The 12,523-nt window shown below is 43.6% G+C and carries 24 protein-coding genes; all 24 read left to right on the top strand.

What is annotated here, in order from left to right; translation table 11 throughout:
- The first annotated feature begins 17 nt into the window (after nt 1-17).
- On the top strand, nt 18-293 hold the full coding sequence (rpsS, locus tag HYI04_RS05510) for a 30S ribosomal protein S19 (RefSeq protein WP_004281508.1): 276 nt from the start codon (nt 18-20) through the stop codon (nt 291-293).
- A gap of 9 nt (nt 294-302) precedes the next feature.
- On the top strand, nt 303-632 hold the full coding sequence (rplV, locus tag HYI04_RS05515; protein WP_004691320.1) for a 50S ribosomal protein L22: 330 nt from the start codon (nt 303-305) through the stop codon (nt 630-632).
- A gap of 1 nt (nt 633) precedes the next feature.
- Nucleotides 634-1,386, top strand: coding sequence for a 30S ribosomal protein S3 (gene rpsC, locus HYI04_RS05520; protein ID WP_004691318.1), 753 nt, complete (start codon nt 634-636; stop codon nt 1,384-1,386).
- Between the two features lie 3 nt (nt 1,387-1,389).
- Complete coding sequence (gene rplP / locus HYI04_RS05525; protein ID WP_004691317.1) at nt 1,390-1,803, top strand: 50S ribosomal protein L16; 414 nt, start codon at nt 1,390-1,392, stop codon at nt 1,801-1,803.
- A complete protein-coding gene (rpmC, locus tag HYI04_RS05530) occupies nt 1,803-2,000 on the top strand; it encodes a 50S ribosomal protein L29 (protein WP_004650482.1) in 198 nt (65 codons plus the stop codon). The genes rplP and rpmC overlap by 1 nt, the downstream gene beginning before the upstream one ends.
- The gene (gene rpsQ, locus HYI04_RS05535; RefSeq protein ID WP_004691314.1) at nt 1,997-2,254 is read left to right on the top strand and encodes a 30S ribosomal protein S17; all 258 of its coding nucleotides are present in this window, start codon (nt 1,997-1,999) and stop codon (nt 2,252-2,254) included. Before rpmC ends, rpsQ begins: the two co-directional genes overlap by 4 nt.
- 92 nt (nt 2,255-2,346) lie before the next feature.
- Complete coding sequence (gene rplN, locus HYI04_RS05540; RefSeq protein ID WP_004657680.1) at nt 2,347-2,715, top strand: 50S ribosomal protein L14; 369 nt, start codon at nt 2,347-2,349, stop codon at nt 2,713-2,715.
- Nucleotides 2,716-2,724: 9 nt separating this feature from the next.
- Nucleotides 2,725-3,042 (top strand): 50S ribosomal protein L24, encoded by a 318-nt coding sequence (rplX, locus tag HYI04_RS05545; RefSeq protein WP_004691313.1) that lies wholly within the window; start codon nt 2,725-2,727, stop codon nt 3,040-3,042.
- Between the two features lie 15 nt (nt 3,043-3,057).
- A complete protein-coding gene (gene rplE, locus HYI04_RS05550) occupies nt 3,058-3,594 on the top strand; it encodes a 50S ribosomal protein L5 (RefSeq protein ID WP_004691311.1) in 537 nt (178 codons plus the stop codon).
- A 9-nt stretch (nt 3,595-3,603) separates the two neighbouring features.
- Nucleotides 3,604-3,909, top strand: coding sequence for a 30S ribosomal protein S14 (rpsN, locus tag HYI04_RS05555; RefSeq protein ID WP_178895974.1), 306 nt, complete (start codon nt 3,604-3,606; stop codon nt 3,907-3,909).
- A gap of 12 nt (nt 3,910-3,921) precedes the next feature.
- Nucleotides 3,922-4,317: a 30S ribosomal protein S8 gene (gene rpsH, locus HYI04_RS05560; protein WP_004691308.1), complete on the top strand. Its 396-nt coding sequence runs from the start codon at nt 3,922-3,924 to the stop codon at nt 4,315-4,317.
- A gap of 13 nt (nt 4,318-4,330) precedes the next feature.
- Entirely contained in the window at nt 4,331-4,864 is a 534-nt protein-coding gene (rplF, locus tag HYI04_RS05565; RefSeq protein WP_004691306.1) for a 50S ribosomal protein L6, read from the top strand.
- A 14-nt stretch (nt 4,865-4,878) separates the two neighbouring features.
- Complete coding sequence (rplR, locus tag HYI04_RS05570) at nt 4,879-5,229, top strand: 50S ribosomal protein L18 (RefSeq protein WP_004650473.1); 351 nt, start codon at nt 4,879-4,881, stop codon at nt 5,227-5,229.
- A 2-nt stretch (nt 5,230-5,231) separates the two neighbouring features.
- The gene (gene rpsE, locus HYI04_RS05575; RefSeq protein ID WP_004691304.1) at nt 5,232-5,729 is read left to right on the top strand and encodes a 30S ribosomal protein S5; all 498 of its coding nucleotides are present in this window, start codon (nt 5,232-5,234) and stop codon (nt 5,727-5,729) included.
- A gap of 6 nt (nt 5,730-5,735) precedes the next feature.
- Nucleotides 5,736-5,912: a 50S ribosomal protein L30 gene (gene rpmD, locus HYI04_RS05580; protein ID WP_004691302.1), complete on the top strand. Its 177-nt coding sequence runs from the start codon at nt 5,736-5,738 to the stop codon at nt 5,910-5,912.
- Nucleotides 5,913-5,915: 3 nt separating this feature from the next.
- Nucleotides 5,916-6,356 (top strand): 50S ribosomal protein L15, encoded by a 441-nt coding sequence (rplO, locus tag HYI04_RS05585; protein ID WP_004691300.1) that lies wholly within the window; start codon nt 5,916-5,918, stop codon nt 6,354-6,356.
- A 45-nt stretch (nt 6,357-6,401) separates the two neighbouring features.
- Nucleotides 6,402-7,721 carry a preprotein translocase subunit SecY gene (secY, locus tag HYI04_RS05590; protein ID WP_171054269.1) on the top strand — a complete coding sequence of 440 codons (1,320 nt, stop codon included), beginning with the start codon at nt 6,402-6,404 and terminating at the stop codon, nt 7,719-7,721.
- A gap of 19 nt (nt 7,722-7,740) precedes the next feature.
- Entirely contained in the window at nt 7,741-7,857 is a 117-nt protein-coding gene (gene rpmJ / locus HYI04_RS05595; protein WP_000867907.1) for a 50S ribosomal protein L36, read from the top strand.
- Nucleotides 7,858-7,964: 107 nt separating this feature from the next.
- Nucleotides 7,965-8,321 carry a 30S ribosomal protein S13 gene (gene rpsM / locus HYI04_RS05600; protein WP_004691296.1) on the top strand — a complete coding sequence of 119 codons (357 nt, stop codon included), beginning with the start codon at nt 7,965-7,967 and terminating at the stop codon, nt 8,319-8,321.
- A gap of 19 nt (nt 8,322-8,340) precedes the next feature.
- The gene (gene rpsK, locus HYI04_RS05605; RefSeq protein ID WP_001040166.1) at nt 8,341-8,727 is read left to right on the top strand and encodes a 30S ribosomal protein S11; all 387 of its coding nucleotides are present in this window, start codon (nt 8,341-8,343) and stop codon (nt 8,725-8,727) included.
- Nucleotides 8,728-8,739: 12 nt separating this feature from the next.
- Complete coding sequence (gene rpsD / locus HYI04_RS05610; RefSeq protein ID WP_004691294.1) at nt 8,740-9,366, top strand: 30S ribosomal protein S4; 627 nt, start codon at nt 8,740-8,742, stop codon at nt 9,364-9,366.
- A gap of 16 nt (nt 9,367-9,382) precedes the next feature.
- Nucleotides 9,383-10,390 (top strand): DNA-directed RNA polymerase subunit alpha, encoded by a 1,008-nt coding sequence (rpoA, locus tag HYI04_RS05615; protein ID WP_004691292.1) that lies wholly within the window; start codon nt 9,383-9,385, stop codon nt 10,388-10,390.
- 18 nt (nt 10,391-10,408) lie between these two features.
- Nucleotides 10,409-10,774, top strand: a complete 366-nt coding sequence (gene rplQ, locus HYI04_RS05620) for a 50S ribosomal protein L17 (protein WP_004691290.1) — start codon at nt 10,409-10,411, stop codon at nt 10,772-10,774.
- Between the two features lie 195 nt (nt 10,775-10,969).
- On the top strand, nt 10,970-12,460 hold the full coding sequence (locus tag HYI04_RS05625; protein WP_178895975.1) for an NAD(P)/FAD-dependent oxidoreductase: 1,491 nt from the start codon (nt 10,970-10,972) through the stop codon (nt 12,458-12,460).
- Nucleotides 12,461-12,523 lie beyond the last annotated feature (63 nt).

Genomic DNA, 12,523 nt, shown 5'->3' on the forward strand with positions numbered 1-12,523 from the left:
AGTAAAGGAATCTGACAATGCCTCGTTCTCTGAAAAAAGGCCCATTCGTCGATGCGCACTTGTTCGCTAAGGTTGAAGCGGCTATCGCGGCTAATAACCGTAAGCCGATCAAAACTTGGTCGCGTCGTTCGATGATCCTCCCAGATTTTGTTGGTTTAACAATTTCTGTACATAATGGCCGTAACCATGTTCCAGTAATCGTATCTGAACATATGGTTGGTCACAAACTTGGTGAATTCGCGCCAACTCGTACCTATCGTGGTCACGGTGTTGACAAGAAATCTAAACGTTAAGGTGCTATGATGGAAGTTACTGCTAAATTACGCGGTGCCGCTATCTCGGCACAAAAAACTCGTTTGGTTGCAGACCTAATCCGTGGCAAATCTGTTGCTCACGCGCTTAATATTCTCAACTTCAGCAACAAAAAAGCTGCAGTTTTGGTTAAAAAAGCATTGGAATCTGCAATTGCAAACGCTGAACACAATAACAGTTTAGATGTAGACGACCTTAAGGTTACTACGATTTACGTTGACGAAGGCACTAGCCTTAAACGTATTATGCCACGTGCTAAAGGCCGTGCAGATCGTATTACTAAGCGTACTTGTCACATTACCGTTAAGGTAGGGGTTTGATATGGGTCAGAAGGTTCATCCAATCGGTATCCGCCTTGGTGTTGTAAAACGTCATAACGCCAACTGGTATGCGAGTCCGAAACAATACGCTGAATACTTGCTTAAAGATCTTCAAGTTCGTGAGTTTTTAACTAAAAAACTTAAGAATGCAATGATCAGCAATATTCTTATCGAACGTCCTACGGGCGCTGCTAAAGTAACTATTAGCACTGCACGTCCTGGTATCGTTATCGGTAAAAAAGGCGAAGACATTGAGAAACTACAGCGTGAACTTACTCAAATTATGGGTATTCCAGCGCAAGTAAGTATCAATGAAATCGATCGCCCAGACTTAGACGCTCGTTTAGTTGCTGAAGCTATCGCTTCTCAATTAGAAAAACGTGTAATGTTCCGTCGTGCTATGAAGCGTGCGGTTCAAAACACAATGCGTGCTGGTGCTAAAGGTATCAAAGTTGAAGTATCAGGCCGTTTAGGTGGTGCTGAGATTGCTCGTACTGAGTGGTATCGTGAAGGTCGCGTACCTTTGCATACACTTCGTGCAGACATCGATTATTCAACTATGCGTGCTGAAACGACTTACGGTACGATTGGTGTTAAAGTTTGGATCTTCCGTGGTGAGATCTTGGGTGGCATGAAACAAGTCATGAACCCAGCTCCAGCTGAAGAACGTCCAGCTAAACGCGGTCGTGGTCGTGGTGAAGGTCAAGAGCGTCGTGGTCGTCGCAATGATCGTTCTGCTGAAAAAGGAGAATAATCCATGTTACAACCTAAACGTACTAAATTCCGTAAAGTGCAGAAAGGCCGTAACACTGGTCTAGCTCACCGCGGTAGCTCGGTATCTTTTGGTACAATCGCACTTAAATCTGTTGAGCGTGGTCAAATGACTGCTCGTCAAATTGAAGCAGCGCGTCGTACAATCAGCCGTCGTATTAAACGTGGTGGTAAGATCTTTATCCGTGTTTTCCCGGACAAGCCGATTACTTCTAAGCCTCTTGAAGTGCGTATGGGTAAAGGTAAAGGTTCTGTGGAATACTGGGTTTGTCAAATCAAACCAGGTAAAGTCTTGTACGAAATTGATGGTGTTAACGAAGAATTGGCTCGCGAAGCGTTTACGCTTGCAGCTGCTAAACTTCCGTTTAAAACCACTATCGTGACTCGGACGGTAATGTAATGAAAACTAAAGATCTACGTGAAAAGTCGGTAGAAGAGTTGACAGCTTTGCTTGATGAGCAACAGCTTAACCAATTCCGTCTTCGTATGGCAAAAGCAACTGGTCAATTGGGTAAATCGCACGAAGTTGCACTTACTCGTAAGACAATTGCTCGTATTAAGACACTCCTTACCGAAAAACAGGGGAACGGACAATGAGTGAACAAACAGTTCGCACGTTAACCGGCAAAGTAGTAAGCGACAAAATGGACAAGTCTATTGTTGTACTTATCGAACGCCGCGTTCAACACCCGTTGTATGGCAAATCAATCCGCCGTTCAACTAAATTACATGCTCACGATGAGAACAACACAGCTAAAACTGGCGACGTTGTGACTATCAAAGAAAGCCGCCCAATTTCTAAAACTAAGTCTTGGACTCTAGTTGAAGTTGTTGAAGCTGCTGCTGAGTAATTAGACGTATCTGTTGCATCATCGGTTAATTTCGAGTACTCTTTGAGCCTTTCGAAATTGTGACCGGTGATGCTCGGTTTTGGAGTAGGGCAATGATTCAAACCGAAAGTATGCTAGACGTAGCAGACAATAGTGGTGCTCGCCGCGTACAATGTATTAAAGTACTTGGTGGTTCACACCGTCGTTATGCTTCTGTTGGCGACATTATTAAAGTTACTGTAAAAGAAGCTATTCCACGCGCACGTGTTAAAAAAGGTGACGTGATGAATGCTGTTGTAGTTCGTACAAAATTCGGTATCCGTCGTCCAGACGGTTCAGTGATTCGTTTCGACGATAACGCTGCTGTTATTTTGAACAACAACAAAGCGCCGATTGCAACTCGTATTTTCGGACCAGTGACTCGTGAACTTCGTACTGAACAGTTCATGAAAATTATTTCACTGGCTCCTGAAGTTCTATAAGAGGCAATCATGGCTAAGATTAAAAAAGGCGATCAAGTTATTGTGATCGCAGGTAAAGAAAAAGGCAAACAGGGTACTGTTCTGTCTGTTTCAAATGACCGTGTTATGGTTGAAGGCCTTAACTTGGTTAAGAAGCATCAAAAGCCGAACCGTGCAACAGGTGCTGAAGGCGCTGTAGTTACACAAGAAGCTTCGCTTCATATCTCTAACGTGGCAATTTTTAATGCTACAACCCAAAAGGCTGACCGTGTTGGTTACCAAGTGACTGAAGGCGTGAAAACTCGCGTTTACAAGTCAAATGGTGAATCAGTGGCGGTAGCGAAGTAATAGGTTGAAAAGGCAATGGCCAGACTTAAAACGCGTTACAACGACGAACTTAAGGCTCAATTACAAGAGACTTTAGCCGTTAAAAATGTGATGGATATTCCTCGCATTACTAAAATCACGATCAACATGGGTGTTGGCGCAGCTGCTGCTGACAAAAAACTCCTTGATGGTGCTCTTGCTGATATGCAAGCTATCGCTGGTCAAAAACCAGTTCTTACGTTAGCTCGCAAATCAATCGCTGGTTTCAAAATCCGTGATGGTTGGCCGATTGGTTGTAAAGTTACTTTACGCGGCGAACGTATGTACGAATTCTTAGACCGTCTAATCTCGATTGCGATCCCTCGTATCCGTGACTTCCGTGGTTTCTCTGCGAAATCTTTTGACGGTCGCGGCAACTACTCAATGGGTCTTAAGGAACAAATCATGTTCCCTGAAATCGATTTTGATAAGATTGATCGTATTCGTGGTATGGATATTACCATCACTACGACTGCTCGCACCGATGACGAAGGCCGTGCGCTTATGCGTGCATTCGGCTTCCCGTTCAAATAAGAGGTCGATATGGCTAAGAAAAGTATGATTAATCGCGAATTGAAACGCGAAGCTACTGTTGTTAAATACGCTGCAAAACGTGCTGAATTAAAAGCTGTTATTGCAAACGTAAATGCTAGCGATGAAGAGCGTTTCGAAGCGATGATGAAATTCCAAGCATTACCACGTAATGCGTCTCCAGTACGTTTACGTAACCGTTGTGGTTTAACTGGTCGTCCTCATGGTTACTTCCGTAAGTTCGGTTTAAGCCGTAACAAATTACGTGATACAGTAATGCAAGGTGATGTACCGGGCGTTGTTAAGGCAAGCTGGTAAGGAGCGCTATAGATGAGTATGCAAGATACCGTTGCCGACATGTTAACTCGTGTTCGTAACGCGCAAATGGCAAAGAAACAAACCGTTTCTATGCCTAACTCTAAGTTGAAGGTTGCTATTGCAAATGTTCTTCAACAAGAAGGTTACATTTCAAACGTAGAAGTTGCGGATGCTGAAGGCAAAGCAACTCTTACTTTGACTTTAAAGTATTTCGAAGGCAAACCAGTTATCGAAACTGTGAAACGCGTAAGCCGTCCAGGTCTACGTCAGTATCGCGGTAAAGATGCACTTCCGAGCGTTAAGCAAGGTTTAGGTATTGCAATTGTTTCTACAAGCAAAGGCATCATGACTGATCGCGCTGCACGTGCTGCAGGTATCGGTGGTGAAGTTATTGCTTTTGTTTCTTAATAGGTGATTCCTCATGTCTCGTGTGGCTAAAGCCCCAGTAACTGTACCTAACGGTGTAACAGTTACTCAGAACGGCCGGCAGGTCGAAGTGAAAGGTAGCAAAGGTACTTTGTCTTTCACCCTGCATGCGCTGGTCGAGCTTAAACAGGAAGACGGTATTTTAGCGATTGCTCCAAAAGCTGAGTCGAAAGACGCTTGGATGCAAGCTGGTACTGCTCGCGCTGTGCTTAACAACCTTGTAAAAGGTGTGAGCGAAGGCTTCGAACGTAAGTTACAACTTATCGGTGTTGGTTATAAAGCTGCGGTTAAAGGTAACATTGTTAACCTTAACCTTGGTTTCTCTCACCCGATCGACTATACGCTTCCTGAAGGTGTAACTGCTGAAACTCCTACAGCAACTGAAATTGTTCTTAAATCTGCTGATAAAGCACGTTTAGGTCAGGTTGCTGCAGATATCCGTGGTTACCGTCCACCAGAGCCTTATAAAGGTAAAGGTGTTCGTTATTCTGACGAAGTTGTACTTCGTAAAGAAGCTAAGAAGAAATAAGGCGCGAGGTTCTTATGAACGAAAAGAAACAATCCCGTTTGCGTCGTGCGAAAAGCACACGCTTGCACATCCGTGCGTTGGGTGCGACTCGTTTGTGTGTAAACCGCACTCCGCGTCACATCTACGCTCAAGTTATTTCAGCAGATGGTGGCAAAGTTTTAGCGCAAGCTTCAACTTTAGATGCTACTTTACGTGCTGGTACAACTGGTAACGTTGAAGCAGCTACTAAAGTAGGTGCTTTAATCGCAGAACGCGCTAAAGCAGCTGGTGTTACTAAAGTTGCATTTGACCGTTCTGGTTTCAAATATCATGGTCGTATCAAAGCCTTGGCTGATGCTGCTCGTGAAAACGGCTTGGAGTTCTAATCATGGCTAAAGTTGAACAAAACGAAGGTCTTGTTGAAAAGCTGGTTGCCGTTGATCGTGTAGCCAAAGTTGTTAAGGGTGGTCGTATCTTCTCTTTCACAGCATTGACTGTGGTTGGTGATGGTAATGGTCGTGTAGGTTTTGGTCGTGGTAAAGCACGTGAAGTTCCAGCTGCTATTTCTAAAGCACTTGAAGCTGCTCGTCGCAACATGATTACTGTTGACCTTGTTAACGGTACTGTACAGCACCCTATTAACGCGCGTCACGGTGCAAGCCGTGTTTACATGCAGCCTGCTTCTGAAGGTACTGGTGTAATCGCTGGTGGTGCTATGCGTGCAGTTCTAGAAGCTGTAGGCGTACGTAACGTATTAACAAAATGTTATGGTTCTACTAACGCTGCAAACGTAGTAAACGCGACTTTTAACGGTCTGCGTGATATGACTTCTCCTGAGAAGGTTGCTGCGAAACGTGGTCTTACAGTAGAACAAATTCAAGGGTAATCAATCATGAAAACGATTAAAGTTACCCAGACTAAATCTTCTGCGCATCGCTTGAAAAATCACAAGCTTAGCCTACAAGGTTTAGGTCTGCGTCGTATTGGTCATACTGTAGAAGTGCAAGATACGCCTTCTAACCGTGGTATGATCAACCAAGTCTACTATATGGTTAGTGTAGAGGAATAAGCCATGACTCTGCGTTTAAATGAGCTTGCACCTGCTGAAGGTGCAAAACGTGAAAATCGTCGTCTAGGCCGTGGTATCGGTTCTGGCGTTGGTAAGACTGGTGGCCGTGGTGTCAAAGGTCAGAATTCACGTAAGAGCGGTGGTACTCGTCCAGGCTTTGAAGGCGGTCAAACTGCGTTATATCGTCGTTTACCTAAATTCGGTTTCACTAGCCAAATCGCTTTGAAAACTGCTGAAGTACGTTTATCTGAGCTTACTAAAGTGGAAGGCGACATCGTTAGCCTAGAAACTTTAAAAGCTGCAAACGTTGTACGTAAAGATATGTTACGTGCTCGTATCGTACTTTCTGGTGAAATTACTCGTGCATTCACTGTTCAAGGTGTTGCTGTGACTAAAGGCGCTAAAGCTGCTGTTGAAGCTGCTGGCGGTAAAGTCGAGGAGTAATCGCTAGTGTCTATGTCTCCTAGTTCTTCAGGTCATGTCAATATGATGAAAGGCCAGCCATTTCATGTGAAATACCGTGAAATTATTCGCCGCATGATGTTTCTCATCGGTGCATTATTGGTTTTTCGACTAGGAGCACATATTCCAGTACCAGGCATTAATAATGCTGCACTTGAAAATCTTTTTAATGCAAACCAAGGCACGATCCTTGGTTTGTTTAACATGTTTTCAGGTGGTGCATTAGAGCGTATGTCCATTCTTGCTCTTGGGATTATGCCGTACATTTCTGCATCGATTATCGTGCAGTTAATGTCTACAGTTATTCCTTCGCTGGAAGCTTTAAAGAAAGAAGGCGAACAAGGCAAGCGTAAGATTAATCAATATACGCGACAGGGTACATTGTTCCTTGCACTCGTGCAGGCAATTGGGATGTGTGCTGGTCTGATCAGTCAAGGGATTACCTTAACTGCAGGTCTGGCTTTCTACGTACCAGCTGTAACTTCTTTGGTTGCAGGTACAATGTTCTTGATGTGGTTAGGTGAGCAAATTACCGAACGTGGGGTGGGCAATGGTATTTCCATGATCATCTTCGCCGGTATTGTTGCAGGTTTGCCGAATTTAATTCTGCAATCAATATCATCAGTAGATAATGGTCAAACCAGTCTAATTGGCTTGGTGATTTTTGGCGTGTTGTCTCTGGCTGTATTAGCTGCAATTGTGTTTATTGAGAAGGCGCAACGTCGTATTCCAGTAAACTATGCTCAAAAACAACAAGGACGTCGTGTATTTACTGCACAGCAGTCGCATTTGCCATTGAAAATTAATATGGCTGGTGTGATCCCAGCGATTTTCGCAAGTTCATTGCTTTTGTTCCCTGCGAGCTTAGGGCAATGGGTGGGTAGTGCAGATCCGAATGCGGGTATTATCAAACGTAGTTTGCAAGATTTGGCATTGGTGCTTTCGCCTGGTCAGCCGTTGTATTTGGTGCTCTTTGGTGCGTTAATTATCTTTTTCTGTTACTTTTATACAGCGCTTGTATTTAGCCCGAAAGAAGTATCGGAAAACTTGAAACGCAGCGGGGCTTATGTACCTGGTATTCGTCCAGGTGAGCAAACTGCTCGTTACTTAGATCATATTCTTAACCGTTTGACATTTATTGGCGCGATTTATATCACCATCATTTGCTTAATGCCGATGATTTTACAAAGCTCATTTGGTATTCCATTCTCTTTAGGTGGGACATCTTTGCTTATTGTTGTGGTGGTAGTGATGGACTTTATGGCTCAGCTACAAGCTCATCTGACCTCGCATCAATACGATAATCAAACGTTAATGAGAAAAACGACTGCTCATCCTAAGGGATAAGCGCACTTGAGGTTTCATCATGAAAGTACAAGCTTCTGTAAAGAAAATTTGTGGTAGCTGTAAAGTTATCCGTCGTAATGGGGTTATTCGCGTAATTTGTAGCGCAGAACCTCGTCATAAGCAGCGTCAAGGTTAATCTGATCAAGACCTGTTGATTTCAGTAGGCTAATTAGGTTATTATCCGCCCCTCAAGATTTTTGTGGGGCGGTTGATTGTCTTAACTGCCTTTTTGGAGAAAATTGAATGGCTCGTATTGCCGGTGTAAACATTCCGGATAACAAGCATGCTGTTATCTCTCTAACGTACATCTTTGGTGTAGGTCGCCACACTGCTAAGAATATCTTGGCTGCTGTTGGTATCGCGCCGACTACAAAGATCCGTGAATTAGATGACGCTCAGCTTGATGCGATTCGTGCAGAAGTTGCTAAGGTTCCGACCGAAGGTGATTTACGTCGCGAAATTTCCATGAACATTAAACGTTTAATGGATTTAGGCTGCTACCGCGGTCTTCGTCATCGTCGCAGCTTGCCTGTCCGTGGACAACGCACCAAAACTAACGCACGTACCCGTAAAGGTCCGCGCAAACCTATTAAGAAATAAGATTTCTGGAAGCTAAAAGATGGCTAAAGATACTCGCACACGCAAGAAGGTCACTCGTACCGTCTCTGAAGGTGTTGCACACATTCACGCTTCTTTTAATAACACCATTGTGACTATTACCGATCGTCAAGGTAATGCACTGGCTTGGGCTACCTCTGGTGGACAAGGCTTCCGTGGATCACGTAAATCAACTCCGTTTGCTGCTCAGGTAGCTGCTGAAGTTGCTGGTAAAGCTGCTTTAGACTACGGTTTGAAAAACTTGGACGTCCTTGTAAAAGGTCCTGGTCCTGGTCGTGAATCTGCGGTTCGTGCTTTAGGTGCAGTGGGTTATAAAATTAACAGCATTACCGATGTGACGCCAATCCCGCACAACGGTTGCCGTCCACCTAAAAAACGTCGCGTGTAAGGAGAAACATTCATGGCTCGTTATATTGGTCCAAAATGCAAACTCTCTCGCCGCGAAGGGACAGACCTGCAATTAAAATCTGGCGTTAAACCATTTGACGTCAAAACTAAAAAAGCTGCTAAAGCTCCTGGCCAACATGGCGGAGCGCGTGGTGGCAAACAATCTGAGTACTCACTACAATTACGTGAAAAACAAAAAGTACGTCGTATGTACGGTGTTTTAGAGCGTCAATTTAGTAATTACTATAAAGAAGCTGCTCGTGTGAAAGGCGCAACTGGTGAAAACTTGTTGAAACTGCTTGAAAGCCGTCTTGATAACGTCGTTTATCGCATGGGTTTTGGTTCTACACGTGCAGAAGCTCGTCAGCTTGTATCTCACCGCTCGATCACTTTGAATGGCCGTCGTGTTAACATCGCGTCTATCCAAGTTAAAGCTGGTGATGTAATTGCTGTGCATGAAGGTGCTAAACAACAATTGCGTATTAAAAACGCAGTTGAATTAGCTGCACAACGTGGTATTCCTTCTTGGATGGAAATTGACCATTCTAAGCTGGAAGGTACGTTTAAAGCTGCACCAGATCGTTCAGATTTACCTGCTGAAATCAACGAAAGCTTGATTGTAGAATTGTATTCTAAATAATCCTTGAGGTAGCAATATGACGCGTACTGCAAATGAGTTTCTAACTCCGCAAGCGATCAAGGTCGAAGCGGTTAGCGGGACCTCGGCAAAAGTTATTCTAGAACCCTTAGAGCGTGGCTTTGGTCATACTCTGGGCAATGCTTTACGTCGCATCCTTCTTTCTTCTTTACCTGGCGCTGCTGTGGTTGAAGTTGAGATTGAAGGTGTCGAGCACGAGTACAGTACTTTGGAAGGCTTGCAGCAGGACATCGTCGAGCTCTTGCTGAACCTAAAAGGATTGTCTATTAAGCTGTTCGATCAAAATGAAGCTTATTTGACATTAGAGAAACAAGGTCCTGGCGACGTAACTGCCGCTGACCTTCGTTTACCTCATAATGTTGAAGTGGTTAACCCTGAACATTTGATCGGTACTTTAAGTGCTTCAGGCTCATTAAAAATGCGCTTGAAAGTTTCTCAAGGTCGTGGTTATGAAACTTCTGACTCGCGTTTCCCAGAAGGCGAAACTCGCCCTGTAGGTCGCTTACAGTTAGATGCTTCTTATAGCCCAATCAAACGTGTGTCTTACACAGTGGAAAACGCTCGTGTAGAACAACGTACAGACCTTGATAAATTGGTCATTGATCTTGAGACCAACGGTACAGTTGATCCAGAAGAAGCGATCCGCAAAGCGGCAACAATCTTGCAACAACAAATTGCAATTTTTGTTGACCTTCAGAAAGATCAAGCTCCTGTTGCTCAAGAACCTCGTGAAGAAGTTGATCCGATTTTGCTTCGTCCAGTAGATGATCTAGAGCTTACTGTTCGTTCTGCTAACTGTTTGAAAGCAGAAAACATTTACTACATTGGTGATCTTGTACAGCGCACTGAGGTTGAGTTACTCAAAACTCCTAACCTTGGTAAAAAATCGCTTACTGAGATCAAAGATGTTCTGGCTTCAAAAGGCTTACAACTCGGCATGCGTTTAGAGAACTGGCCACCAGCTAGTCTCCGTATGGACGATCGTTTCGCCTATCGTAGCCGTTAATTAAGTAGGACTATCACCATGCGTCATCGTAATAGTGGTGTGAAATTAGGCCGTACAAGCAGCCATCGTAAAGCGATGTTTCAAAACATGGCTAACTCTTTGTTTGAGCACGAGTTGATCAAAACAACTGTGCCTAAAGCAAAAGAGTTACGTCGTGTAGCTGAGCCTTTAATCACTTTAGCTAAAAACGATACTGTTGCAAACCGTCGCTTAGCGTTTGCTCGTACTCGTTCAGCAGCAACTGTTGGTAAATTATTTACCGTTCTTGGCCCTCGTTACAAAGAACGTAACGGCGGTTATCTACGTGTTCTTAAAGCGGGCTTCCGTGCAGGTGATGCTGCGCCGATGGCTTACGTTGAACTAGTAGATCGCGAAGTTAAATAATTTCGTAGAACTATTCAGTTGTTCTTAGAAAAAGACCAGTGTTTCACTGGTCTTTTTTTATGGGTTTTTGTTCGACAATCTTTGTATTTTGGCCTGTAGTGACATATTTTACGAAAGATCTGCTTAAACTTGACATTGTGTATTGTCAGTTTTGTGGTTTAATAAGAACAGAATATAAGACAGGATAAAAACAACATGGATAAGCACGTCGATCTGCTCATTGTAGGTGCTGGTATTTCAGGCATTGGCCTTGCGGCACATTTAACCAAGCATTGTCCACAACGTTCGTTTGAAATTATTGAACGTCGTGACAGCTTTGGTGGAACATGGGATTTGTTTAAATACCCAGGTATTCGTTCTGATTCAGATATGTCGACCTTTGGTTTTAATTTTAAACCGTGGCAACAAGCCAGCGTTTTGGCAGATGGTTCTTCGATTAAGGGCTATTTGGCGGAAGTCATTGATGAACAGAAACTCAAAGAAAAAATTCATTTTAAGCATCGCGTACTCAGCGCCAATTATGATTCTGCTCAGAAAAAGTGGCAGATCGTGATTGAGAATGCAAAAGGCAAAAAAGAAAACTGGATTGCAAATTTTGTGTTTGGCTGTACCGGCTATTATAACTACGACCAAGGCTACCAACCTGATTTTCCAAATAAAGAAGTATTTAAAGGCGAGTTTGTAAATCCACAGTTTTGGCCTGAAAAATTAGATTATACAGGTAAAAAAGTCGTCATTATTGGTAGTGGTGCGACAGCGATTACACTGGTGCCAGCAATGGCCAAAGGTGGGGCGGCGCATGTCACTATGCTACAACGCTCTCCAACTTATATTGCTTCGGTGCCATCGATCGATTTTGTATATGACAAAATGCGTAAAGTGTTGCCTGAAGATGTGGCGTATAAACTGACTCGTGCACGTAATATTGGAATGCAACGCGGAATTTATGCGTTCGCGCAGAAGCAACCGAAATTACTCCGCCGACTGCTGCTCCAGTCGATTAAGATGCAGCTCAAAGGTAAAGTGGATATGAAACACTTTACCCCAGAATATAATCCTTGGGACCAACGTTTATGTGTGGTGCCAGACGGTGATTTATTTAAAATTCTTCGTTCAGGCCAAGCCAGTGTTGAAACAGATCAGATTGAACGCATTACTGAAACGGGCCTTCAATTAAAGTCTGGCCAGCATTTAGAGGCAGATATTGTCGTCTCAGCCACAGGTCTAGAAATTCAAATCCTAGGTGGTATACAAGCAACGATTGATGGCAAACCGTTAGATACCTCTAAACATATGTTGTATCAGGGCGTGATGGTGAGTGATGTACCGAATATGGCGATGATTATTGGCTATATTAATGCGTCATGGACTTTGAAAGTGGATATTGCTGCTGAATATATATGTCGCTTACTCAACTATATGGATCAAAAGCAGTGGGCTGAAGTGATCCCGCAAGGGGATGCGACAGAGCTGATGGACGATACGGTCATGGGCAGTTTGAGTTCAGGTTATATTGCACGTGCTGCTAATGTAATGCCAAAACAGGGTAAACATGCACCATGGAAAGTCAGCAATAATTATCTTGCGGATCGTAAGACATTGAAAAGTGCTTCTTTTGAGGATGGAGTACTGAAATTTGCTAAACGTGATGCAGCATTGAACCAGAAACCTAAACTAGTTTCTTAAGCTGAGTAGTGGATTTAAAAGGAGCGTAACGCTCACTGCTGTCCCATAGTTTGCTTTAAATAA

It is taken from the genome of Acinetobacter sp. SwsAc2, assembly GCF_013391465.1.
Classification (GTDB): Bacteria; Pseudomonadota; Gammaproteobacteria; order Pseudomonadales; family Moraxellaceae; genus Acinetobacter; species Acinetobacter johnsonii.